This window comes from Streptomyces venetus (genome assembly GCF_039540295.1).
GTDB lineage: Bacteria > Actinomycetota > Actinomycetes > Streptomycetales > Streptomycetaceae > Streptomyces > Streptomyces venetus.
Genome location: NZ_BAABET010000014.1, coordinates 131780 through 154609, shown reverse-complemented (window position 1 = coordinate 154609; position 22830 = coordinate 131780). Strand labels below are relative to the sequence as shown.

At 72.3% G+C, this 22830-nt stretch carries 22 protein-coding genes; 11 read left to right on the top strand and 11 right to left on the bottom strand.

Translation table 11 applies throughout. The features are described 5' to 3' along the window. Window positions 1-5: 5 nt before the first annotated feature. From ABEA82_RS35650 to ABEA82_RS35635, 4 genes are all read left to right on the top strand, one after another. Window positions 6-734: a type 1 glutamine amidotransferase gene (locus ABEA82_RS35650; RefSeq protein WP_003988687.1), complete on the top strand. Its 729-nt coding sequence runs from the start codon at window positions 6-8 to the stop codon at window positions 732-734. Window positions 735-937: 203 nt separating this feature from the next. After that, window positions 938-1963 carry a 6-phosphofructokinase gene (locus tag ABEA82_RS35645; RefSeq protein ID WP_345665901.1) on the top strand — a complete coding sequence of 342 codons (1026 nt, stop codon included), beginning with the start codon at window positions 938-940 and terminating at the stop codon, window positions 1961-1963. A 181-nt stretch (window positions 1964-2144) separates the two neighbouring features. Next, the gene (locus ABEA82_RS35640) at window positions 2145-3095 is read left to right on the top strand and encodes a cytochrome c oxidase assembly protein (RefSeq protein WP_345665900.1); all 951 of its coding nucleotides are present in this window, start codon (window positions 2145-2147) and stop codon (window positions 3093-3095) included. 81 nt (window positions 3096-3176) lie between these two features. Beyond that, the gene (locus ABEA82_RS35635; protein WP_345665899.1) at window positions 3177-3356 is read left to right on the top strand and encodes a hypothetical protein; all 180 of its coding nucleotides are present in this window, start codon (window positions 3177-3179) and stop codon (window positions 3354-3356) included. A 4-nt stretch (window positions 3357-3360) separates the two neighbouring features. Here the strand turns inward: ABEA82_RS35635 and ABEA82_RS35630 are convergent, their stop codons facing one another. Genes ABEA82_RS35630 through ABEA82_RS35615 form a run of 4 tightly spaced genes read right to left on the bottom strand, consistent with a single transcriptional unit; the run spans window position 3361 to window position 7427 of the window. Next, window positions 3361-4575: a sensor histidine kinase gene (locus tag ABEA82_RS35630; RefSeq protein ID WP_345665898.1), complete on the bottom strand. Its 1215-nt coding sequence runs from the start codon at window positions 4573-4575 to the stop codon at window positions 3361-3363. After that, the gene (locus tag ABEA82_RS35625) at window positions 4572-6290 is read right to left on the bottom strand and encodes a sodium/solute symporter (protein ID WP_345665897.1); all 1719 of its coding nucleotides are present in this window, start codon (window positions 6288-6290) and stop codon (window positions 4572-4574) included. The genes ABEA82_RS35630 and ABEA82_RS35625 overlap by 4 nt, the downstream gene beginning before the upstream one ends. 25 nt (window positions 6291-6315) lie before the next feature. Then, on the bottom strand, window positions 6316-6675 hold the full coding sequence (locus ABEA82_RS35620) for a hypothetical protein (RefSeq protein WP_345665896.1): 360 nt from the start codon (window positions 6673-6675) through the stop codon (window positions 6316-6318). 2 nt (window positions 6676-6677) lie between these two features. Continuing rightward, window positions 6678-7427, bottom strand: a complete 750-nt coding sequence (locus ABEA82_RS35615; protein ID WP_345665895.1) for a LytR/AlgR family response regulator transcription factor — start codon at window positions 7425-7427, stop codon at window positions 6678-6680. 77 nt (window positions 7428-7504) lie between these two features. On the opposite strand from ABEA82_RS35615, the gene ABEA82_RS35610 reads away from it, so the two are divergent. The 5 genes from ABEA82_RS35610 (at window position 7505) to ABEA82_RS35590 (ending at window position 14128) form a co-directional block, all read left to right on the top strand. Continuing rightward, the gene (locus ABEA82_RS35610) at window positions 7505-7990 is read left to right on the top strand and encodes an Lrp/AsnC family transcriptional regulator (protein ID WP_345665894.1); all 486 of its coding nucleotides are present in this window, start codon (window positions 7505-7507) and stop codon (window positions 7988-7990) included. Between the two features lie 159 nt (window positions 7991-8149). Further along, entirely contained in the window at window positions 8150-8980 is an 831-nt protein-coding gene (ddaH, locus tag ABEA82_RS35605; RefSeq protein WP_345665893.1) for a dimethylargininase, read from the top strand. Further along, entirely contained in the window at window positions 8977-10203 is a 1227-nt protein-coding gene (rocD, locus tag ABEA82_RS35600; protein ID WP_345665892.1) for an ornithine--oxo-acid transaminase, read from the top strand. The genes ddaH and rocD overlap by 4 nt, the downstream gene beginning before the upstream one ends. 118 nt (window positions 10204-10321) lie before the next feature. Further along, window positions 10322-12823 (top strand): SpoIIE family protein phosphatase, encoded by a 2502-nt coding sequence (locus ABEA82_RS35595; RefSeq protein ID WP_345665891.1) that lies wholly within the window; start codon window positions 10322-10324, stop codon window positions 12821-12823. A gap of 63 nt (window positions 12824-12886) precedes the next feature. Beyond that, a complete protein-coding gene (locus ABEA82_RS35590) occupies window positions 12887-14128 on the top strand; it encodes a PP2C family protein-serine/threonine phosphatase (protein ID WP_345665890.1) in 1242 nt (413 codons plus the stop codon). Between the two features lie 12 nt (window positions 14129-14140). On the opposite strand, the gene ABEA82_RS35585 is transcribed toward ABEA82_RS35590, so the two are convergent. Then, entirely contained in the window at window positions 14141-14596 is a 456-nt protein-coding gene (locus ABEA82_RS35585; RefSeq protein ID WP_345665889.1) for an RpiB/LacA/LacB family sugar-phosphate isomerase, read from the bottom strand. Between the two features lie 318 nt (window positions 14597-14914). Here ABEA82_RS35585 and ABEA82_RS35580 point away from each other — a divergent pair, with 318 nt between their 5' ends. Both ABEA82_RS35580 and ABEA82_RS35575 read left to right on the top strand, forming a co-directional pair. Next, window positions 14915-15631, top strand: a complete 717-nt coding sequence (locus ABEA82_RS35580; RefSeq protein ID WP_345665888.1) for a lysophospholipid acyltransferase family protein — start codon at window positions 14915-14917, stop codon at window positions 15629-15631. 57 nt (window positions 15632-15688) lie between these two features. Further along, the gene (locus tag ABEA82_RS35575; RefSeq protein ID WP_345665887.1) at window positions 15689-16714 is read left to right on the top strand and encodes an NAD-dependent epimerase/dehydratase family protein; all 1026 of its coding nucleotides are present in this window, start codon (window positions 15689-15691) and stop codon (window positions 16712-16714) included. Window positions 16715-16764: 50 nt separating this feature from the next. Here the strand turns inward: ABEA82_RS35575 and ABEA82_RS35570 are convergent, their stop codons facing one another. The 6 genes from ABEA82_RS35570 to ABEA82_RS35545 form a co-directional block, all read right to left on the bottom strand. Continuing rightward, a complete protein-coding gene (locus ABEA82_RS35570) occupies window positions 16765-18372 on the bottom strand; it encodes an alpha/beta hydrolase (RefSeq protein WP_345665886.1) in 1608 nt (535 codons plus the stop codon). A gap of 131 nt (window positions 18373-18503) precedes the next feature. Next, the gene (locus ABEA82_RS35565; protein WP_345665885.1) at window positions 18504-19262 is read right to left on the bottom strand and encodes an urease accessory protein UreD; all 759 of its coding nucleotides are present in this window, start codon (window positions 19260-19262) and stop codon (window positions 18504-18506) included. Next, window positions 19259-19942: an urease accessory protein UreG gene (gene ureG, locus ABEA82_RS35560; protein WP_345665884.1), complete on the bottom strand. Its 684-nt coding sequence runs from the start codon at window positions 19940-19942 to the stop codon at window positions 19259-19261. The genes ABEA82_RS35565 and ureG overlap by 4 nt, the downstream gene beginning before the upstream one ends. Before the next feature lie 172 nt (window positions 19943-20114). Then, window positions 20115-20789, bottom strand: a complete 675-nt coding sequence (locus tag ABEA82_RS35555) for an urease accessory protein UreF (RefSeq protein WP_345665883.1) — start codon at window positions 20787-20789, stop codon at window positions 20115-20117. Window positions 20790-20799: 10 nt separating this feature from the next. After that, on the bottom strand, window positions 20800-22521 hold the full coding sequence (locus ABEA82_RS35550) for an urease subunit alpha (protein WP_345665882.1): 1722 nt from the start codon (window positions 22519-22521) through the stop codon (window positions 20800-20802). After that, complete coding sequence (locus ABEA82_RS35545; protein ID WP_345665881.1) at window positions 22514-22825, bottom strand: urease subunit beta; 312 nt, start codon at window positions 22823-22825, stop codon at window positions 22514-22516. The genes ABEA82_RS35550 and ABEA82_RS35545 overlap by 8 nt, the downstream gene beginning before the upstream one ends. Window positions 22826-22830: the final 5 nt, after the last annotated feature.

Below are 22830 nucleotides of genomic sequence, written 5' to 3'. Positions count from 1 at the left end.
CTTTTGTGAGCGACAACCAACTGCGGGTCGTCTGGATCTATCCCGACCTGCTCAGCACCTACGGCGACCAGGGCAACGTCCTCGTCGTCGAGCGCCGGGCGCAGCAGCGCGGCCTGGACGTGGCCCGGCTGGACGTACGCAGCGACCAGCCGATCCCGACCTCCGGCGACATCTATCTGATCGGCGGCGGCGAGGACCGTCCGCAGCGGCTCGCCGCCGAGCGGCTGCGCCGGGACGGCGGACTGCAGCGGGCCGTGGAGAACGGCGCCATCGTGTTCTCCGTGTGCGCCGGCTACCAGATCCTCGGCCACGAGTTCATCAACGACCTCGGCCAGCGCGAGCCCGGTCTCGGGCTGCTGGACGTCGTCTCCGTGCGGGGCGAGGGCGCGCGGTGCGTCGGTGACGTGCTGGGTGACATCGACCCGCGTCTCGGCCTGCCCCCGCTGACGGGCTTCGAGAACCACCAGGGCGTCACCCACCTCGGCCCCACCGCCCGCCCGCTCGCCCGAGTGCAGTTCGGCAACGGCAACGGCACGGGCGACGGCACGGAGGGCGCGTACAACGACACCGTCTTCGGCACGTACATGCACGGCCCCGTGCTCGCGCGCAACCCGCTGATCGCGGACCTGCTGCTGAAGCTGGCCCTCGACGTCAACGCGCTGCCGCCGACCGACGACCGCTGGTACGAGGCCCTGCGCGACGAGCGCATCGCCGCTGCTCAGCAGCCTGCCTAGGCGCTGGCCCGCGGCAGGCCCGGGGTATGCGTCAACCTGCTGGTCAACAGCCCGTCTGACGGCACATCCGCACAGGTGAGCGGGGTCGTCCAGCAGGCGGACGCGAGGTTCGGTCCGGCCCCCCGATGCCGCTAGGGTGGCGGGCATTCGAGCCGGACAACGTGGTCCGGTCCCCGGCCCACGTTGAGAAGGTATTTCGGGCTATGCGCATTGGTGTCCTCACGTCCGGCGGCGACTGCCCCGGCCTGAACGCCGTCATCCGGTCCGTCGTGCACCGCGCCGTCGTCGACCACGGCGACGAGGTCATCGGCTTCCGGGACGGCTGGAAGGGCCTCCTGGAGTGCGACTACCTCAAGCTCGACCTCGACGCGGTGGGCGGCATCCTCGCCCGCGGCGGCACGATTCTCGGGTCCTCCCGGGTCCAGCCCTCCCATCTGCGGGACGGCGTGGAGCGGGCCAAGGGCCACGTCGAGGAACTCGGCCTCGACGCGATCATCCCCATCGGCGGCGAGGGCACGCTCAAGGCGGCCCGGCTGATGTCGGACAGCGGTCTGCCCGTCGTGGGTGTGCCGAAGACCATCGACAACGACATCGCGGTCACGGACGTCACCTTCGGCTTCGACACGGCCGTCGGCGTGGCGACCGAGGCCCTCGACCGCCTGAAGACCACGGCCGAGTCGCACCAGCGGGTGCTGGTGGTCGAGGTCATGGGCCGGCACACCGGCTGGATCGCGCTGCACTCCGGCATGGCGGCCGGTGCGCACGCCATCGTCGTTCCTGAACGGCCCTTCGACATAGAGGAACTGACCAAGCGGGTCGGCGAGCGGTTCGAGGCGGGCAAGCGCTTCGCGATCGTGGTCGCGGCGGAGGGGGCCAAGCCCCGGGCCGGGACCATGGAGTTCGACGAGGGCGGCAAGGACATCTACGGGCACGAGCGGTTCGCCGGGATCGCCCGGCAGCTGTCCGTGGAGCTGGAGGGGCGGCTGGGGAAGGAAGCCCGGCCCGTCATTCTCGGGCATGTGCAGCGAGGTGGTACGCCTACCGCCTATGACCGGGTGCTCGCCACGCGGTTCGGGTGGCATGCGGTGGAGGCCGTGCATCGCGGGGAGTTCGGGCAGATGACCGCGCTGCGCGGGACCGACATCGTGATGGTGTCCCTGGCCGAGGCCGTCAAGACGCTGAAGACCGTGCCGGACGAGCGGTACGCCGAGGCGGAGACCGTTCTCTGAGGTGGTGCTCGTTCGCCGGGTGCGGGTCGTGTGTGGCTGATCGCGCCCACGCGGCGGAGCCGCAATCGAACACAGCCCCGCGCCCCTTACTTCGCCCCCGGTCACTTGCGTGGCCGGGGGCGGTTCTACTCTTGTGGGCGGACAGACTGCTGCACACCCCCACGAAACAGGAGCCGGCGGAATGGATCACAGCGGGCACGGCATGACCATGGATCTGCCGCCGTTCACGCTGGGACGAGGGCTGGAGTGGTCGGCGGACCCGTTCTTCCTCGTCGCCTGCCTCGTCGGGCTGGCGCTGTACGGGTGGGGTGTCGCGCGGCTGGTACGGCGCGGGGACAAATGGCCGGTGGGGCGGACCGTCGGCTACGTCATCGGTGTGCTGAGCATCATGCTCATGATGTGCACCCGGCTGAACGACTACGGCATGGTCATGTTCAGCGTGCACATGGTGCAGCACATGGTGATCAGCATGGTGTCGCCGATCCTGATCCTGCTCGGCGCGCCGATCACGCTGGCGCTGCGGGCGCTGCCCACGGCCGGGCGGGGTCGCAAGGGGCCCCGCGAGCTGCTGCTGATGTTCCTGCACAGCCGGTACATGCGGATCGTCACGCACCCGGCGTTCACGATCCCGCTGTTCATCGCGAGCCTGTACGGGCTGTACTTCACTCCGCTCTTCGACACCCTGATGGGCTCCAAGACGGGGCACGTCGCGATGATGCTGCACTTCCTCGCCGTCGGCCTGGTGTTCTTCTGGCCGATCATGGGCGTGGACCCGGGCCCGCACCGGCCGGGCTACCTGATGCGGATGCTGGAGCTCTTCGCGGGCATGCCGTTCCACGCGTTCTTCGGGATCGCGCTGATGATGGCGTCCGAGCCGATGGTCGAGACGTTCAAGAACCCGCCCGCCTCGCTCGGCGTCGAGGCGCTCTCCGACCAGAACGCGGCGGGCGGTATCGCCTGGGCGTTCAGCGAGATCCCCTCCGTGCTCGTGCTGATCGCGCTGCTGTTCCAGTGGTACGCCTCGGATCAGCGGCAGGCCAGGCGCAAGGACCGGGCCGCGGACCGCGACGGGGACAAGGAGCTCGAGGCGTACAACGCCTATCTGGCCTCCCTGAACGGGCAGGGGCGCTAGAAACCTCTTGTGGTACGGCCCGTGCGCGCCGGGCTTTGGGCGGGCACCATGGAGGGACCGGACCATGAGGAGGGTGTTGCGATGCCCGGTTCCACGAACGGTTCGACCTCGACGAAGACCATGGGGGTGCTCACCGTCGGCGGTCTCGTCATGGTGACGGCCTACACGGTGGCGCTCGGGAGCAACGGCTGGCTGTGGTTCGGCTGGGTCGTCCTGGGCCTGATCACCCTCGGGATGGTGGTCACCTCGCGCAGCACCTGACGGCTCACTCCCGGGTCAGCCGGCCCGCCGAGTGCACGCCCGGCTGGTACTTCGGGATCCGCACGGTGATCTTCATCCCGGCGCCCGTGGCGGTCTCGATCACGAGGCCGTAGTCGTCGCCGTAGACCTGGCGGAGCCGGTCGTCGACGTTGGAGAGGCCGATGCCGCCGGAGGGGCTGACCTCGCGGGCCAGGATGCGGCTCAGCAGGCCGGGGTCCATGCCGGCGCCGTCGTCCTCGATGACGACGAGGGCCTCGGCACCCGCGTCCTGGGCGGAGATCTGGATGTGGCACTTGCCCGAGGACACGGCCTTGCCCTCCAGCCCGTGCTTGACGGCGTTCTCGACGAGCGGCTGGAGGCAGAGGAAGGGCAGGGCGACCGGCAGCACCTCCGGGGCGATCTGGAGGGTGACGGAGAGGCGGTCGCCGAAGCGGGCCCGTACGAGCGCCAGGTAGTGGTCGATGGCGTGGAGCTCGTCGGCGAGGGTGGTGAAGTCGCCGTGCCGGCGGAACGAGTAGCGGGTGAAGTCGGCGAATTCCAGAAGGAGTTCGCGGGCGCGCTCGGGGTCGGTGCGGACGAACGAGGCGATCACCGCGAGCGAGTTGAAGATGAAGTGCGGGGAGATCTGCGCCCGCAGCGCCCTGATCTCGGCCTCGATGAGGCGGGTCCGGGACTGGTCGAGGTCGGCCAGCTCCAGCTGTACGGACACCCAGCGGGCCACCTCACCGGCCGCCCGGACCAGGACCGCCGACTCCCGGGGCGCGCAGGCCACGAGGGCGCCGTGCACCCGGTCGTCGACGGTGAACGGGGCGACGACCGCCCAGCGCACCGAGCAGTCGAGGAGGTCGCAGGTGAGGCGGAAGGCCTCGCCGCGGCCGGTGTCCAGAGCGTCGGCGAGGCGTTCCATGATCTCGGTGCGGTGGTGGTCGCCGTCGCCGTCCCAGACCAGGACCTGCTCGCGGTCGGTGAGGCAGAGGGCGTCCGTGCCGAGCAGGGAGCGCAGCTTGCGGGCGGACTTGCGGGCGGTCTCCTCGGTCAGTCCGGCCCGCAGCGGGGGCGCGGCGAGGGAGGCGGTGTGCAGGGTCTCGAAGGTGGCGTGCTCGACGGGCGTGCCGAGGCCGCCGAGACTCTGGGGGCGTGCCGTGCGCCGGCCCAGCCAGACCCCCGCGGCCAGCACGGGGAGCACGGCGACACACAGGCCCGCCAGGAATCCGCTCATACCGTCGTCACCTCCGTGCGCAGTTCCTCGGGCAGGTGGAACCGGGCCAGGACCGCCGCCGTGTCCGGCGGCACCCGGCCGGGCGTGGCCAGGGAGACCAGGATCATGGTGAGGAAGCCCAGGGGCACCGACCAGAGCGCCGGCCAGGCGAGCAGGGCGTGCAGAGCGGCGCCCTCGCCCGGGTAGCCGGCCATGGTCGCGGCGACGGCGAGCAGGGCCGAGCCGCCGCCGACCAGCATCCCCGCCGCCGCGCCGGGCGGGGTCAGCCGGCGCCACCAGATGCCGAGGACGAGCAGGGGGCAGAACGAGGAGGCGGACACCGCGAAGGCGAGTCCCACGGCGTCGGCGACCGGGAGCCCGCCGACCAGGACGCTCGCCGCGAGGGGCATGGCCATGGCGAAGACGGTCCCGAGCCGGAAGTGGCGTACGCCCCGGGACGGCAGGACGTCCTGGGTGAGGACGCCCGCGACCGCCATGGTCAGCCCCGAGGCCGTGGACAGGAACGCGGCGAAGGCGCCGCCCGCCACCAGGGCGCCCAGCAGATCACCGCCCACTCCCCCGATCAGGCGGTCGGGCAGGAGCAGGACGGCGGCGTCCGTGTCGCCGGTGAGGGTGAGCTCGGGGGCGTAGAGGCGGCCGAGTGCGCCGTAGACGGGCGGCAGCAGGTAGAAGGCGCCGACCAGGCCCAGGACCGCGACGGTGGTGCGGCGGGCGGCGACGCCGTGCGGGCTGGTGTAGAAGCGGACCACGACGTGCGGCAGGCCCATGGTGCCGAGGAACGTGGCGAGGATCAGTCCGTACGTGGCGTACAGCGGGCGTTCCTCGCGGCTCTCGGCCTGCGTGGGCGACAGGTCGCCGCCGCCGCTGCGCTCGGCCTTGGGGACGGTTCCTCCCGCGGCGAAGGTGAGCCGGGTGCCGCGCTCGACGTGGTGGGTGCCGGCCGGGAGTTCGAGGCGGGTGCCGGTGTGCGTACGGCCGTCCACGGTGCCGCTCACCGTGACGGTCAGCGGCCGGTCCAGCTTCAGGTCGATGCTGTCGCCGACGCGGACGACGCGCTGCTCGCGGAAGCTCGCAGGTTCGTCGAAGGCGTGACGGGGTGCTCCGTCGCTCTGCCAGGCGAGGACCAGGAAGAGGGCCGGGACGAGCAGGGCGGTGAGTTTCAGCCAGTACTGGAAGGCCTGGACGAAGGTGATGCTGCGCATGCCGCCCGCGGCGACCGTGGCGGTCACGACCACGGCGACGATCACTCCGCCGAGCCAGTCGGGCGCCCCGGTCAGCACGGTCAGGGTCAGTCCGGCGCCCTGGAGCTGGGGCAGCAGGTACAGCCAGCCGACGCCGACGACGAAGGCGCCGGCGAGGCGCCGTACGGCCCGGGAGTCGAGGCGGGCCTCGGCGAAGTCGGGCAGCGTGTAGGCGCCGGAGCGGCGCAGCGGGGCGGCGACGAAGAGCAGCAGGACCAGGTAGCCGGCGGTGTAGCCGACCGGGTACCAGAGCATGTCGGGGCCCTGCACCAGAACCAGGCCCGCTATGCCGAGGAAGGAGGCGGCGGAGAGGTACTCGCCGCTGATGGCGGCCGCGTTGAGGCGGGGCCCGACGGTGCGGGAGGCGACGTAGAAGTCGGAGGTGGTGCGGGAGATGCGCAGGCCGAAGGCGCCGACCAGGACGGTCGCGACGACGACCAGGGCGACGGCGGGGACGGCGTAGCTGGAGTTCATGGGTCGTGGGTCCGCCGGTCGCCGGTCAGCGGTCCTCGACGAGGCGTACGAAGTCGCGCTCGTTGCGCTCGGCGCGGCGGACGTACCAGCGGGCGAGCAGGACCAGCGGGGCGTAGAGGCCGAAGCCGAGGACGGCCCACTCCAGGCGGCGGGCGTCGGGCATCGCCGCGAACAGCAGCGGCAGCGGGCCGACGAGGAGGCCGAGGACCGCGAACACGGTGAGGGCGGCGCGCAGTTGGGTGCGCATCAGGGAGCGGACGTAGGTGTGGCCGAGGGTGGTCTGTTCGTCGATCTCGGTGCGCGGGCGGTAGTAGCCGGAGGCCCGGTTCGTGGATCGGGGCGGACCGGTGACGACGACGCGGCGTTCGGTGTGGTCCTGGGGCACCGTCAGGGCCTCCTCATCAGCAGGTCGCGCAGTTCGCGCGTGTGGCGCCGGCTGACCTGGAGCTCCTCGGCGCCGACGAGGACGCTGACGGTGCCCGCGTCGAGGCGGAGTTCGCCGATGTGGCGCAGGGCGACGAGGTGGCGGCGGTGGATGCGGACGAAGCCGCGGGAGCGCCAGCGCTCCTCCAGGGTGGACAGCGGGATACGGACCAGATGGCTGCCCTTGTGGGTGTGCAGGCGGGCGTAGTCGCCCTGGGCCTCCACATGGGTGATGTCGTCGACGGCGACGAAGCGGGTCACCCCGCCGAGCTCGACGGGTATCTGGTCGGGGTCGGGTTCGCTCACGGGTATGCGGGACGGGGTGCCGCGCAGTTCGGCGGCCCGCCGTACGGCCTCGGCCAGGCGCTCCTTGCGGACGGGTTTGAGGACGTAGTCCACGGCCTTGAGGTCGAAGGCCTGGACGGCGAAGTCCTCGTGGGCGGTGACGAACACGACGAGCGGCGGCCGGGCGAAACCGGTGAGCAGCCGGGCCATGTCGAGGCCGTCGAGGCCGGGCATCTGGATGTCGAGGAAGACGACGTCGATCGCTTCGGGCCCGCCGGGTCCGGACTCCAGGGCACGGTTGATGCGGCGCAGTGCCTCGGTCGCGTCACCGGCGCCCTCCGCGCTGCCGATGCGGGGGTCCGCGTGCAGGAGGTAGAGCAGTTCCTCCAGCGAGGGGCGTTCGTCGTCGACAGCCAGGGCGCGCAGCATGACCCCGGAGTCTAGGGGCGATCCGTACGTCTGGACATGTGCCGGGGGTGCACGTTCCCGCTGGATACAGTGCCCGCATGAACAGCAGGTCCACGGCGTTCGACGAACTCGACCAGAAGATCATCACCGCGTTGATGGCGAACGCCAGGACGTCGTTCGCCGAGATCGGCACGGCGATCGGGCTGTCCTCGACGGCGGTCAAGCGCCGGGTCGACCGGCTGCGGGAGACGGGCGTGATCACCGGGTTCACGGCCACGGTGAAGCCGTGGGCGCTGGGCTGGCGCACGGAGGCCTATGTCGAGGTGTACTGCGAGGGCGCGGCCCCGCCGCGGCGGCTGGCCGAGGTCGTGCGCGACTACCCGGAGATCACCGCGGCGATGACCGTGACCGGCGGTGCGGACGCGCTGCTGCATGTGCGGGCGCGGGACGTGGAGCACTTCGAGGAGGTGCTGGAGCGGATCCGCCAGGAGCCGTTCATCCGGAAGACGATCAGCGTGATGGTGCTGTCGCATCTGCTGCCGGAGAGCCCGGAGGCGGGCGCCAGCCAGCCCGCTCCGGAGTAGGGCCCCGAGAGCGGCGCACCAGACCTGCGCCGAGAGGCCCGAAGACGCAGCGTTCCTGCGCCGACGCGCAACTGATGTTCCTTGTCGGCCGGCTCCGTCGGTTCCTACCTTGGTGTCAACCCTCAGTCACACACCGTTAGGAAGCGGGGGAACCCCTCTGTGCCCGACTCCTGTGTGCCGCGCCCGCGGCGCTTCCTCGTCTGCGAGCCCAGACACTTCGCCGTGCAGTACGCCATCAATCCCTGGATGCGCCCCGACGAACCCGTCGACGTCATCCGTGCCCTGGACCAGTGGCAGGCACTGGTCGAGACCTACCGGGCCCACGGCCATACCGTGGACACTGTGAACCCCGTTCCCGGCCTGCCGGACATGGTCTTCGCCGCGAACGCGGCGGTCGTCGTCGACGGCCGCGTCTTCGGCTCCCTCTTCCACGCGCCCGAGCGCCGTCCCGAGTCCGTGCCGTACGAGGCGTGGTTCAAGGCGGCGGGCTACGAGGTCTACCACCCCGAGTCGGTGTGCGAGGGCGAGGGCGACCTGGTGCCGACCGGCCGCTGGATCCTGGCCGGGACGGGCTTTCGCACCACCCGGGAGGCCCACAGCGAGGTGCAGGAGTACTTCGGGGCTCCGGTGATCTCTCTGACGCTGGTGGATCCGTACTTCTACCACCTGGACACGGCGCTGTTCGTCCTCGACGACGGGCACGACGGGAACATTGCCTACTACCCCGAGGCGTTCTCGCCGGGCAGCCGTGAGGTGCTGGCCCGGCTGTACCCGGACGCGGTGCTCGCCACCCGCGAGGACGCGATGGCGTTCGGGCTCAACTCCGTCTCCGACGGGCGCCATGTGTTCATCTCGCCGGGGGCGACGGGCCTGGCCGGGCAACTCGCCGGCCGTGGCTACGTCCCCGTCCCCGTCGACCTGTCCGAGTTCCACAAGGCCGGTGGCGGCATCAAGTGCTGCACCCAGGAGATCCGGGAGATCCGCTCATGACCGCACCTGTCCGCACCCGTGGCTCCGAGGAGCTCATCCGCGCGGAGGAGCCGGTCCTCGCGCACAACTACCACCCGCTGCCCGTGGTCGTCGCCCGAGGCGAGGGCGCCTGGGTGGAGGACGTGGAGGGGCGTCGCTACCTCGACATGCTGGCCGGCTACTCGGCTCTCAACTTCGGCCACCGGCATCCGGCGCTGATCGCGGCGGCCCACCGTCAGCTCGACCGGCTGACCCTGACCTCGCGCGCCTTCCACAACGACCGGCTCGCCGAGTTCGCCGAGCGGCTCGCGGCGCTGACCGGGATGGACATGGTGCTGCCCATGAACACCGGCGCGGAGGCGGTGGAGAGCGGGGTGAAGGTGGCCCGCAAGTGGGCCTACGACGTCAAGGGCGTCCCGGCCGACCGGGCGACGATCGTGGTGGCCGCGGACAACTTCCACGGCCGTACGACGACGATCGTCGGTTTCTCCACGGACGAGTCGGCCCGGCGCGGGTTCGGCCCCTTCACCCCGGGCTTCCGCGTCGTGCCGTACAACGATCTGGCGGCGCTGGAGGCAGCGGTCGACGAGACGACCGCGGCGGTGCTGATCGAGCCGGTCCAGGGCGAGGCGGGGGTCATCATCCCGGACGACGGCTACCTGGCCGGGGTGCGCGAGCTGACCCGCCGCGAGGGGTGCCTGTTCATCGCGGACGAGATCCAGTCCGGACTGGGCCGTACGGGGCGCACCCTGGCGGTCGAGCACGAGTCGGTCGTGCCGGACGTGGTGCTGCTGGGCAAGGCGCTGGGCGGCGGGATCGTGCCGGTGTCCGCGGTGGTCGGGCGCCGGGAGGTGCTCGGGGTGCTGCACCCCGGGGAGCACGGGTCGACGTTCGGCGGCAATCCGCTGGCGGCCGCGGTCGGCACGGCGGTGGTCGAACTGCTGGAGACGGGTGAGTTCCAGCGGCGCGCGGCCGAACTGGGCGTGACCTTGCGGGAGGGCCTGTCCCGCCTGGTCGGCAAGGGCGTCGTGGGCTTCCGCGCGCGGGGCCTGTGGGCGGGCGTCGACATCGACCCGGCGATCGGCACGGGCCGCGAGATCAGCGAACGGCTCATGCGGGAGGGGGTCCTGGTCAAGGACACCCACGGTTCGACCGTCCGCCTGGCCCCGCCGCTCACCGTCACCGGCGACGAGCTGGTGGGGGCGCTGGGGTCGCTGGAGAAGGTCCTCGGGTTCCCCGGGTAAGGAGGACCGACGGCGAGGGCCGCCCCGGCAGGACCCGCACAAGCCGCCCCCTTCCGCAGGAAGGGTGAAGATTGAGACAAGAGGTGGTAGACCACTCTCAGCGACAGAGAGGTCGGCCGTGGGCGCAGACGAGGAGAACGGCGGTGCCCGGCGGCGGTTCGACGTGGCCGACGCCGCGCCCCTGTTGCTCGATCCGCGGGGCGTGGTGTCGGGCTGGACCACGGCCGCGCAGGGGCTGCTGGGGTACACGGCTCCCGAGGCGGTCGGCAGGAAGCTCGCCGACCTGCTGACCGCCGAGGGCGCTGAGCGCGTGCCGGACCTGGTCGAGCGGTGCCGCGAGGACGGCGGGTGGACGGGGGTGCTGACGGCCCGCCGCAAGGACGGCGTGCCGGTGCGGGTCGTGGCGCGGATCGCCTCCGCCGAGGACGCGCACGGCGGCTCGCGCTGGCTGGCGCACCTGGCGGAACTGACCGGCGCACCCGGCTGGCACATGAGCCGCGCGGTGCTGGAACGGATGCTGAGCGACGCCCCGGTCGGCATCGCGATCGTCGACACGGACCTGCGGTTCGTGTGGTCGAACACCGCCCTGGAGCAGTTCGGCGGCGGACCGGCACCCCGGCGCCTCGGTCTGCGCTTCGCGGACGTCCAGCCCGGCCTGGACGCCCAGGCGGTCGAGGCGCAGATGCGGCACGTGCTGGAGACCGGGGAGGCCGTGTCCGGGTACGAGCACGTGGGCCAGGTGCGCTCGGCTCCGCTGCGCGAGACGGCGCACATGCTGTCGTTCATGCGCCTCGACGACGACCGGGGCCGGCCCATCGGCGTGTCCTACACGGTCGTCGACGTGACCGAGCGGCACCGGGCCCGGCAGCGGCTGGCGCTCCTGGACCGGGCGGGCGAGAACATCGGCCGCAGCCTCGACCTCATGCGCACCGCGCAGGAACTGGCCGACGTGGCCGTGCCCGGACTGGCCGACTTCGTCACCGTGGACCTGCTGGAGACGGTGCTGGGGGGCGCCGAGCCGGTGCCCGGTCCGCTCGCGGACTCCGGACCGGTGGCGCTGCGCCGCGCCGGCCACCGGGCCGCGGAGGGGGACCTTCCGGAGGCCGTCGTCGGGATCGGCGAGGTCGCGACCTACCTGGCCGACTCGCCCCCGATCCGCTGCCTGGCCACGGGACGGTCCTGGCGCGAGGAGCGGCTCGACCCGCGGACCCGGACCTGGGCCAGGCACGTCCCGGGCGACCCGCGCACCACGTTCCTGGAGCTCGGCCTGCACAGTGTGATGATCGTGCCGGTCCGGGCGCGCGGCACCACCCTGGGCGTCACCACGTTCTTCCGGCGCCGCCGGCTCGAGCCCTTCGACGAGGAGGACCTGCGGCTGGCCGAGGACCTGGTCTCCCGTGCCGCCGTCTGCGTGGACAACGCCCGGCGCTACGCGCGCGAGCGGGACGCGGCGCTTGTCCTGCAGCGCAGTCTGCTCCCCCTTCGGCTGCCCGAGCAGGACGCGGTCGAGGTGGCCGCGTGCTACCGGCCGGCCGACGAGCTGACCGGCCTGGGCGGTGACTGGTACGACCTGATCCCGCTCTCCGGGGCGCGGGTGGCGCTCGTGGTGGGCGAGGTGCCCGGGCACGGCATCGACGCCGCCGCGGCCATGGGGCAGCTGCGGACCGCCGTACGGACCCTGGCCGCCCTGGATCTGCCGCCCGAGGAGGTGCTGGCGCACCTCGACGACCTGGTGGCGCGGTCGGCGCGGGAGGCAGGGGTGGAGCCGGGTGCGTCGGGCAACGGCGCACAGTCCATGGGTTCGGGATGCGTGTACGTGGTGTACGACCCGGTCGACGGCGGCTGCTCGATGGCGGCCGCGGGTCATCCCGCGCCGGCGGTGGTGCTGCCGGACGGCTCGGTGACGTTCGTCGATCTTCCGCAGGGGCCGCCACTGGGGGTGGGCGGCCCGCCCTTCGAGGCGGTGGAATTGTCCCTGGCGGAGGGCAGCACGCTCGCCCTGCACACCGACGGGCTGCTGGCCCGCGGCGAGACCTGGGCCGTGGACGCCGGCCGGCAACGGCTGGGCCGGGCGCTGGGACAGATCGGGCCGCTCGAGGACTACTGCCGGACCGTGGTCGACGCACTGGTCCCGGCGCGACCGCACGACGACGTGGCCCTGCTCATGGCCCGTACGCGGCGCCTCGACTCCGGGCAGGTCGCGGTCTGGGAGCTGCCCCCGGACCCGGCCGTGGTCGCCGATGCCCGCCGCGCGGCCACCCGGCGACTGTCCGGCTGGGGCCTGGACGAGCTGTGCTTCACCACGGAGCTGGTGGTGAGCGAGCTGGTCACCAACGCCATCCGGTACGCCACCGGGCCCATCCGGCTCCGGCTGATCCGGGAGCGTGCCCTGGTCTGCGAGGTCTTCGACGGTGGCGCCACCGCGCCCCATCTGCGTCACCCCCGCGCCACCGACGAGGGCGGGCGCGGACTGCTGCTGGTCTCCCAGCTGACCCAGCGGTGGGGCACGCGGTTCGTCCCGGACGGAAAGATCATCTGGGCCGAGCAGCCCCTCACGGGTCTCGCCCCACCGGCTCCCGCGGCCTTCGCCGGGGAGTCGCTGTCGGATCTCCTGGGGTGAGACCGGGGTAGACCCCACACCGTGGGGAAATAGTAAATTCTGGGCACTGGTGAGGCGGCTGCCATGACCGATTCGGCGATCGACTACGCGGCGGTGTTCCAAGCCCTGCCCGGCATGGTGGCGCTCCTGACGCCCGAACTCGTGTACGCGGACGTCAACGAGGAGTTCGTCCGGGTCTCCGGCCGCTCCCGCGAGCAGCTCATCGGCAAGTACCTGTTCGACGTCTTCCCCGACAACCCCAACAACCCGGCCGCGACGGGCATGCGCAATCTCAGGGCCTCGCTGCACCGGGTGCTGGCGACCGGCGAGCGGGACGCGATGGCTCTTCAGCGCTACGACGTCGAGGATCCCGAGCGGCCCGGGGAGTGGGAGGAGCGCTACTGGAGCCCGGTCAACGCGCCGCTGCTCGACTCCGACGGGAAGGTGGTGCTGATCCTGCACCGCGTCGAGGAGGTCACGGAGCTGATCCGGGCCAGGGGGCGTTCAGGAGGGAACAAGGGCAGCCGGGCCCGGGTCCTGGAAGCCGAGCTGTACACCCGTGCCCGGGAGCTCCAGGAGCTGAACGAACGGCTGCGCCAGGCGCACTCCCGGGAGCGGGAGGTGGCGCTGGCCCTCCAGGAGGCGATGCTGCCCGACCGCCGTCAGGTCAGCCACCACCACCGGGCCGCCGTCCGGTACCGGCCCGCCGTCGGCGCCCTCAACGTGTGCGGGGACTGGTACGACCTGGTCGACCTGGTCGGCGGCCGCCGGATCGGCGTGTCCGTGGGCGACGTGGTCGGGCACGGGCTGGAGGCCGCCGGGGTCATGGGCCAGCTGCGCAGCGCGCTGAGCGCGGCCTCCCGGGTCGCCGAGGGTCCGGCCCAGGCGCTGGACGTGCTGGGGCGCTACGCGCACGTGGTCGAGGGCGCGGAGTCGGCGACCGCGGTGACGACCTTCATCGACTTCGACCGGCGGTGCATCACCTACAGCAGCGCCGGCCATCTCCCTCCCGTGCTGGTCCACCCGGACGGCCGTACGGAGTTCCTCGACGGGGCCACCGACACGCCGCTGGACGCCCGCCCCGACCCGATTCCGAGACCCCAGGCCGAGACGATCTTCACGCCGGGGGCCACACTCGTGCTCTACACCGACGGCCTGGTCGAGCGACGCGGCGAGGACATCGACACCGGCCTGGCCCGCCTCGCCGACGCGCTGAGCCGGAGCCGGGACCAGGATCCCGAGGTCCTCGCCGACACCGTCCTGATGGAACTGCTGCCGCCCGGCGGGAGCACCGACGACACCGCGTTGATCATCGTGCGGCTGTGAGCCGGGCAGTCCCTAGAGCCGGTCCTTTCCGTGGTCGAGCAGCCTGACGCGGTCCACGTTCTGCCGGTCCTCGGCGTCTGCGCTGGGCTCGCCCGCGAACCACGCGTCGAGGATCTCCGCCAGCAGCGGCTCGGACGTCAGCCGCAGGCTGAGCGCCAGCACGTTGGCGTCGTTCCAGCGGCGGGCCCCGTCGGCCGTGTAGGCGTCCGTGCACAGGGCGGCCCGGACGCCCGGCACCTTGTTCGCGGCGATCGAGGCGCCCGTGCCGGTCCAGCAGCACACCACGGCCTGGTCGGCCGTCCCCTCGGCGACCTCGCGAGCCGCCGCTTCGGAGCACACCGCCCACTGCGCGTCGTCCCCGGGGCTCAGCGCACCGTGCGGGCGCACCTCGTGCCCCCGGTCGCGCAGCGCGGCCACGAGAGTGCGGGCGACAGGCTCGTCCATGTCCGAGGAAACCGAGATCCGCATGCCTCGCAGAGTACTCGGGAGAGCCGCAAGAACCAGCGGTTGGCCAGGCACCCTTCGTATCCCGCCATGCCACCCGTTCCACTTGCCGGTCACCCGCATGGAGCAGCACGCTGGTCCCGCGGTCCTCCCCAGCCGCATGAGCACCATCGGACGCACTCTCCTGACTGACCATCAGTCAAACGGTGAAGGATCGACGCGGTCCTGCCGCACGAGGTGCCCGGTGGTCGCGCCTGCACCTACACTGGCACCCCACGACATGCCGGTTGACCTGCTGGAACGCGGCGGCGAGTCCACCGCGAGAGTCGAGGAGCGCCCGCTTTGTTCTACTACCTGCTGAAATACGTGCTGCTGGGCCCGCTGCTGAGACTGGTTTTCCGGCCTCGAATAGAAGGTCTGGAACACGTACCGTCGGAGGGCGCGGCCATCGTCGCCGGCAACCACCTGTCGTTCTCGGACCACTTCCTGATGCCCGCGATCCTCAAGCGGCGCATCACCTTCCTCGCGAAGGCCGAGTACTTCACGGGGCCGGGCATCAAGGGCCGGCTGACGGCCTTCTTCTTCCGCAGCGCGGGGCAGATCCCCGTCGACCGCTCCGGCAAGGACGCCGGGCAGGCCGCGATCCGCGAGGGGCTCGGCGTGCTGAGCAAGGGCGAGTTGCTCGGCATCTACCCCGAGGGCACCCGCTCGCACGACGGCCGGCTCTACAAGGGCAAGGTCGGCGTCGCGGTGATGGCCCTCAAGGCCGGTGTCCCGGTGGTCCCCTGCGCGATGATCGGCACCTTCGAGGCGCAGCCGCCCGGCAAGGTCATCCCCAACATCCACCCGGTCGTGATCCGCTTCGGCAAGCCTCTCGACTTCTCCCGCTACGCCGGCATGGAGAACGAGAAGGCCATCCTGCGCGCCGTCACCGACGAGATCATGTACGCGGTCCTCTCCCTGTCCGAGCAGGAGTACGTCGACCAGTACGCGGCCGTCGTGAAGGCCGAGGAGGCCGCTGCCAAGGAGCGGAAGTTCCCGCGGATCCCGCTCAGTTGAGGTCTGCTGTCGGCAGAAGCCGTTCCCCCGGCCGGCCCGACGATCTACGTTCCCGGCATGAGACGTGCTGTGGTGATCGGAGCGGCGGGGCAGATCGGACGGCCGGCGGTGGAGGCGCTGGCCCGGGACGGCTGGGAGGTGACGGCCGCCTCGCGCGGGGCGGCCCGGGACGAGAGCTGGCCGGAAGGGGTACGGACGCGGCGGCTGGACCGCGAGGACGACGCGGCGCTGAGCGAGCTGATCGGCGACGGCTGCGACCTGGTGGTCGACATGGTCGCCTACGGGGCACGGCACGCACGGCAGTTGACGGGACTGGCGGACCGCATCGGTTCGGCCGTGGTCCTGTCCACGGTGATGGTGTACGAGGACGGCCAGGGCCGCGGCTTCGAAACGATGAGCGAGCCGGACGGCTGTCCGCGGTACCCCGTGCCCGTACCGGAGAACCAGCCGACCCTCGCGCCGGGGGACGCCACGTACAGCACCGGCAAAGCCGCGCTGGAGAGCGAACTCCTGGCGGCGGGCGACCGGTTGCCCACGACGGTGTTGCGCCCGGGCGCCGTGCACGGTCCCCACAGTCCGCTCCCCCGTGAGTTGTACTTCGTGAAACGGAACCTCGACGGACGGCGCAGGCGCGTGCTCGCCTTCCGGGGCGAGAGCCGTTTCCACCCGTCGGCCGCCCGCAACATCGCCGAGCTGATCCGGCTGGCGGCGGCCCGCCCGGGCTCGCGGGTGCTCAACGCCTGCGATCCGCAGTCGCCGACGGTGTCCGAGATCGGGGCGGCGGTGGACGCCGTCATGGGGGTGGAGACGGAGACCGTCCTGGTGGACGGGCCGGCGCCCTCACCGTCCGTGGGCAGCTCGCCCTGGTCGGTGGAGCTGCCGGTCGTGTTCGACATGGCCGCCGCGGAGCGGGAGCTGGGCTACCGCCCCGTCGTGTCCTACCCCGAAGCCCTGCCGGAGACCGTCGAGTGGCTCACCCGGCGGCTGTCCGAGCAGGACTGGAAGGAGGCGTTCCCCACCCTCGCGCTGGTCTACCCGGACCTCTTCGACTACGCGGCGGAGGACGCCTGGTTCGCGGCGTGAGGCAGGGGCGGCCGGATGCCCGGCCGCCCCTGCCCGTCGTACAGCGCGGGTTACGGCTTCGGTGTGGCGTGCGGGGCGCACGTCACATCGGCACCGTCCAGCTTCCCGCCGAGCAGGTACGCGTCCACCCGCTCGTTGACACACGCGTTCACCAGGCCGGTGACGCCGTGCGAACCGGCGTCCTTCTCGGTGATCAGACGCGAGCCCCTGAACCGCTTGTGCAGCTCGACGGCGCCCTCGTACGGCGTGGCGGCGTCACGCTCGGACTGGACGATGAGCACACCCGGCAGTCCCTTGCCCGTGCGGACGTCGACGGGCGTCCGCTGCTTGGCCGGCCAGGTGGCGCACGGCAGGTTCATCCACGCGTTGGCCCAGGTCATGAACGGGTGGTCGCGGTGCAGCCGGGTGTTGTCCCGGTCCCACCTGCGCCAGCTGGTGGGCCACTTGGCGTCGGCGCACTCGACGGCCGTGTAGACGGCGTTGCCGTTCTCCGAGGCCGCGTTGCCCGCGGTGTCGGACAGGTCCGGAGCGGCGGCGTCGACGAGTGCCTGGGTGTCGCCGGCGACGTACTTGCTGAAGACGGACGCCACCGGGGCCCACGAGGAGTCGTAGTACGGGGCGCTCTGGAAGAAGGAGATGACCTCGGCCGGTCCGACGACACCGCCGATGGGGCTCTTCTTCGCCGTGGCGCGCAGCTGGAGCCACTTCGCCTGGACGGCGTCGCGGGTGGTGCCCAGGTGGTAGGTCGCGTCGTTGCGGGCGACCCAGTCCTGCCAGTCCTTCCAGCGGCCCTCGAAGGCGACGTCCTGGTCCAGGTTGGCCTGGTACCAGATCTTCTCGCGGGACGGGTTGACGACGCTGTCGACGACCATGCGGCGCACGTGCCCCGGGAACAGGGTGCCGTAGACGGCGCCGAGGTAGGTGCCGTAGGAGACGCCGAGGTAGTTGAGCTTCTTCTCGCCGAGGGCGGCGCGGATGACGTCGAGGTCGCGCGCGGTGTTCGGCGTGGTCATGTGCGGCAGCATCCAGCCGCTGCGCTCCTGGCAGCCCTCGGCGTACTCGCGGGCCAGCTTGCGCTGGGCGAGCTTGTCGGCCTCGGAGTCGGGCACCGGATCCAGCTTGGGCGCCTTGACGAACTCCTGCGGGTCGACGCAGGAGATGGGCGTGGACCTGCCGACGCCGCGCGGGTCGAAGCCCACGAAGTCGTAGGCCTTGGCCGCGTTGGCCCAGACGGGGTTCTTGTTGGTGACCCGGGCCGGGAAGCGCAGTCCGGAGCCGCCTGGGCCGCCGGGGTTGTAGATGAGCGCGCCCTGCCGCTCGGACTTCGTGCCCGTGTTGCCGATGCGGTCGACGGCGAGCTTGATCTGCTTGCCGTGCGGCTCGGCGTAGTCGAGCGGCACGGTGACGTACCCGCACTGGATCGGCTTGGCCAGGTTCCAGTCGGCGGGGCAGTCCTGCCAGTCGATGCCGGCCTTCGCGGCCCGGGCGGCGGCGAGCGCGGCGCCCCGGGCCTCACGGTCCTGGCCGTGGCGGGTGCCCGCGCTCGCGCTCGCGTTCGCCGAGGGCGCCGCGACGGCGCCGGCTATGAGCGTGGCCGCGACGAGCGCTCCGGCCGAACCGAGCGCCGCCGTCCGCCTCTTCGGTCTCGTACCCCTCAAGTGTGACCTCCCCGTACATCGTTGCGATCAGTACGGGGATCCTCGCGGCTGTGAGGTCCCTGAGACCAGGGGGCAGCCGCCCTTCTTTGCCAATCCGATAACCGGTGAGGCGCGTTCTGCTCTGCGGACGGCTAGGAGAGGGACGCCAGCGCCTCGTCGAGCAGCCGTCGCAGCCGCAGCGCGTCCGGGGCCACGGCGGTGACCAGTGCGGCGGGACCGGCGAGCGGAACGACCGAGGCTCCGTCCCCCAGCACCCGGGCCGTCACCGGCTCGGTACCGAACTCCGGCCGTACGAGAACCAGTTGCCCGACGGCCCGGTGCCCCGCGAGCACGGCGGGCCCGTCCCAGCCGCCCGGGGCGCCGGGGCCGCAGGCCAGCTCCTGGTCGAGCACGACCCGCTCGGCGAGCCGCACGGTCAGACGGCTCGTCAGCCGCCCGGGTTCCTCACCTGCCCGCCCGAGCACCTGCTCCTCGCGGAGCACGAGCCGGGACGCGGGGGCGAGGTCGACACGGGTCGTGACGTGCAGGTCGCTGCCCTTCGCGGAGATCAACTGTTCGGGCGCCCAATGCAGTTCGGCATGGTCGGCGACATCGAGCCGGACGTCGTAGCGGGCCTCGCCCTTGGCCTGGCCCGGCAGGGCGATGGTGGCGGCGGCGGACCCGACGGACAGCCGCGCTCCCTCCTCGACCCGGGCCCGGACGGTGAAGTGGTCGCCGCCGAGCGGCCCGCTCATCGCGCCGACCAGCATGACCCGCGCCTCGGCACCGCTCCCCCGGGTGCGCCGCAGCGCCAGCGGCCCGTCGCTCTCCAGCACGGGCAGGGCGGTGCCGCCCCGGCCGTCGTCACGCGCGACGATCCGCGCGACGGACCGCACCCCGGAACTGTTCACGCCCGAGCCGCCCACGCGTCGAGCTGGGCACGCACCCAGACGGCCACCTCCGTCACCCCGGCCTCGCTGCGCAGCGACTGGAAGACGACCGGCAGTTCGGCCCGCTGCGCCTTGGCGTCGGCCGCCATCCGCGCCAGGTCGGAGCCGACGTACGGGGCGAGGTCGGTCTTGTTGACGATGAGCAGGTCGGCGGTGGTCACGCCCGGCCCGCCCTTGCGCGGGATGTCGTCCCCGCCCGCCACGTCGATCACGAAGATCTGCGCGTCGACCAGCCCCCTGGAGAAGGTCGCGGTGAGGTTGTCCCCACCGGACTCCACGAGGACCAGGTCGAGCGGCCCGATGGCGTCCTCCAGGTCCTCCACCGCTTCCAGGTTCGCGGAGATGTCGTCCCGGATCGCGGTGTGCGGGCAGGCCCCGGTCTCCACGGCGGTGATCCGCTCGGGCGGCAGCACGGCCTCCCGGAGCAGGAACTCGGCGTCCTCCCGGGTGTAGATGTCGTTGGTGACGACCGCGAGCGACAACTCGTCCCGCAGCGCGCGGCAGAGCGCGGCGACGGTGGCGGTCTTTCCGGACCCGACGGGTCCGCCGAGTCCGATGCGGAGGGCGCGGCGGGAGCCGTCGGGGCGGCGGGCGTCGGCGCTTACCGCGGACGGGCCGTCGTGGTGGTGGTCGAGGTGCATGTGCGGCTCCTGGTGGGGTGGGTCCGGGTTGTGCGGGCGATGCGGGATGGCGGGCGCTGGTGTCGGGGTGCGGGTGAGTGGGGGCTGGTCGCGCTCACGCGGCGGAGCCGCACACCGAATACGGCCCCGCGCCCCTCAGGAGGTGTTCCCGCTCGGCGTTGTCGGCAGGCGGCTACGAGGCGAACAGGCGTACCGGCCAGGCCGCGTGCGCCTCCGCCCCGATCTCCAGCAGCGGTGCCGACGCGGCGGGCAGGGCGTCGACCCCGCCGCCGTCGGCCTGGCGTGCGGCCTCCACCGCCCGGTCCACGACGCGGTCCACCTCCGGTGCCAGGCGGGCCAGGACCGCCGTGGCGTCGAAAGGGTCCAGGCTCAGCAGCCGCACGGTCGCCGTGGCCGGGCCGCTCACGTTCTCGTACGCCGCGCAGTACGCCGCGTCGACCGGCCCCAGACCCGCCGCCCGGGCCGCGAGGCCGAGCACCACAGGCTGGTGCGCCCCTTTGGGGAACTCCTGCGCCAGGGCGTCCAGTTCGGTGGACGGCCAGGTCGCCCGGGCGGCCCGCAGCAGTTGCCGCCCGAGTTTGCGCGCGGCGAGCCGCAGCGCGGGCGACGGGGTACGGGCGTCCGCGGCACGGTCGAGTGCGACGGGGTCGATCCCGAGCGCGGCGGCAGCCGCGAGGCCCGCGGCCACCAGCCCCGCCGTGTGCAACCGCCCGCGGCAGAAGTCCGCCAGACTCGCCGCCCCGCTGATCCGGCCCGCCTTGACGGCCGCCTCGGCCCCGCCGGAGTGGGCGTGTCCCCCGGCGGGAAAGCGGCCGTCGGCCAGCACGAGTAGCGCCGCACGTGACATCAGGACCGCCTCAGAACAGGAAGTACCGCTGGGCCATGGGGAGTTCGGCCGCGGGTGCAGCCTCGACCAGCTCTCCGTCGATGTGCACGGCGAAGCTGTCGGGATCGACCCGCACCTCGGGCCGGGCGTCGTTCTCCCGCATGTCGGCCTTGGTGACGCCGCGCGTGGAGTCGATCGCCACGAACCGCTTCCCGAGACCCAGCCGTTCCGGCAGCCCGTCCTCGACGGCGAGGGGCGCGACGAAGTTGACGGAGTTGGCGGCCGGCGCCCGCCCGATCGCCCCGTACATCGGGCGGGGCAGGATGGGCTGCGGGGTGGGGATGGAGGCGTTCGCGTCGCCCATCTGCGCGTACGCGATCTGTCCGCCCTTGATGACGAGCTGCGGCTTGACCCCGAAGAACGCGGGCTCCCACAGCACCAGGTCGGCCAGCTTGCCGCTCTCCACCGAACCGATCTCCCGGGCCAGGCCCTGGGCGAGGGCCGGGTTGATCGTGTACTTGGCGACATAGCGACGGACCCGGCGGTTGTCGGCCCGCCCGTCCCCGGGCAGTGCGCCCCGGCGCCGCTTCATCACGTGCGCGGTCTGCCAGGTCCGCATGACGACCTCGCCCACGCGCCCCATGGCCTGGGAGTCGGAGGAGATGATCGAGATCGCGCCCAGGTCGTGCAGCACGTCCTCGGCGCCGATCGTGGACGGCCTGATCCGGGACTCGGCGAAGGCCAGGTCCTCCGGCACCGCCGGGTTGAGGTGGTGGCACACCATCAGCATGTCGAGGTGTTCCTCGGCGGTGTTGACGGTGAACGGCCGGGTCGGGTTGGTGGAGCTCGGCAGCACGTACGACTCGGAGACCACGGTCATGATGTCCGGCGCGTGCCCGCCGCCCGCGCCCTCGGTGTGGTACGCGTGGATGCCCCGCCCGGCGATGGCGGCGAGCGTGTCGCCCACGAACCCGGCCTCGTTGAGGGTGTCCGTGTGGATGGCGACCTGGATGCCGGTCTGTCCGGCGACGGTGAGCGCGGCGTCGATGACGGCCGGGGTCGAGCCCCAGTCCTCGTGCAGTTTCAGGCCGAGCGCGCCGCCCCGGATCTGGGACAGCATCGCGTCGTGGGAGACGGTGTTGCCCTTGCCGAGCAGGCCGATGTTGAGCGGGTGGGCCTCCATCGACTCCAGCATGCGCGCGAGGTGCCAGGGGCCGGGGGTCACGGTGGTGGCCTTGGACCCCTCGGCCGGGCCCGTGCCGCCGCCGACGAGGGTCGTGATGCCCGAGGCCAGCGCCTCGTCGGCGATCTGCGGGCAGATGAAGTGGACGTGCGCGTCGATCGCGCCCGCCGTGAGGATCCGTCCGTTGCCGGCGATGACCTCCGTCTCCGGGCCGATCACGAGGTCCGGGTGCACGCCGTCCATGGTGTCGGGGTTGCCGGCCTTGCCGATCCCGGTGATCCGCCCGTCGCGGATGCCGATGTCGGCCTTGACGATCCCCCAGTGATCGATGATCACCGCGCCGGTGACGACGGTGTCCGGGGTGCCCTCCGCGCGGGTGGCACGGGACTGGCCCATGGACTCGCGGATGACTTTGCCGCCGCCGAACACCGCCTCGTCACCGGCGAGTCCGGGGCCGCCCGAGCGGTCCTCCTCGATCTCGACCAGCAGGTCGGTGTCGGCGAGCCGGATGCGGTCGCCGGTCGTCGGGCCGAACAGGTCGGCGTACGCGGCACGCGAGATCTCAGGCATCGAGGGCACCTCCGGTCTCCCCGCGCAGACCGGGCACGATGCGGGCGCCGGTGAGCGGGACGAGTTCGACGTCGACCGGGATCCCGGGCTCGAAGCGCACGGCCGTGCCGGCGGCGACGTTCAGCCGCTTGCCGCGCGCGGCGGCGCGGTCGAACTCCAGACCGGGGTTGGCCTCGGCGAAGTGGTAGTGGGAGCCGACCTGGACGGGCCGGTCGGCGGCGTTGAGGACGGTGAGCCGGGTGACCCCGCGGCCTTCGTTGTAGGCGATCGGCTCGTCGGCGAAGAGGATCTCTCCGGGAATCATCGCGC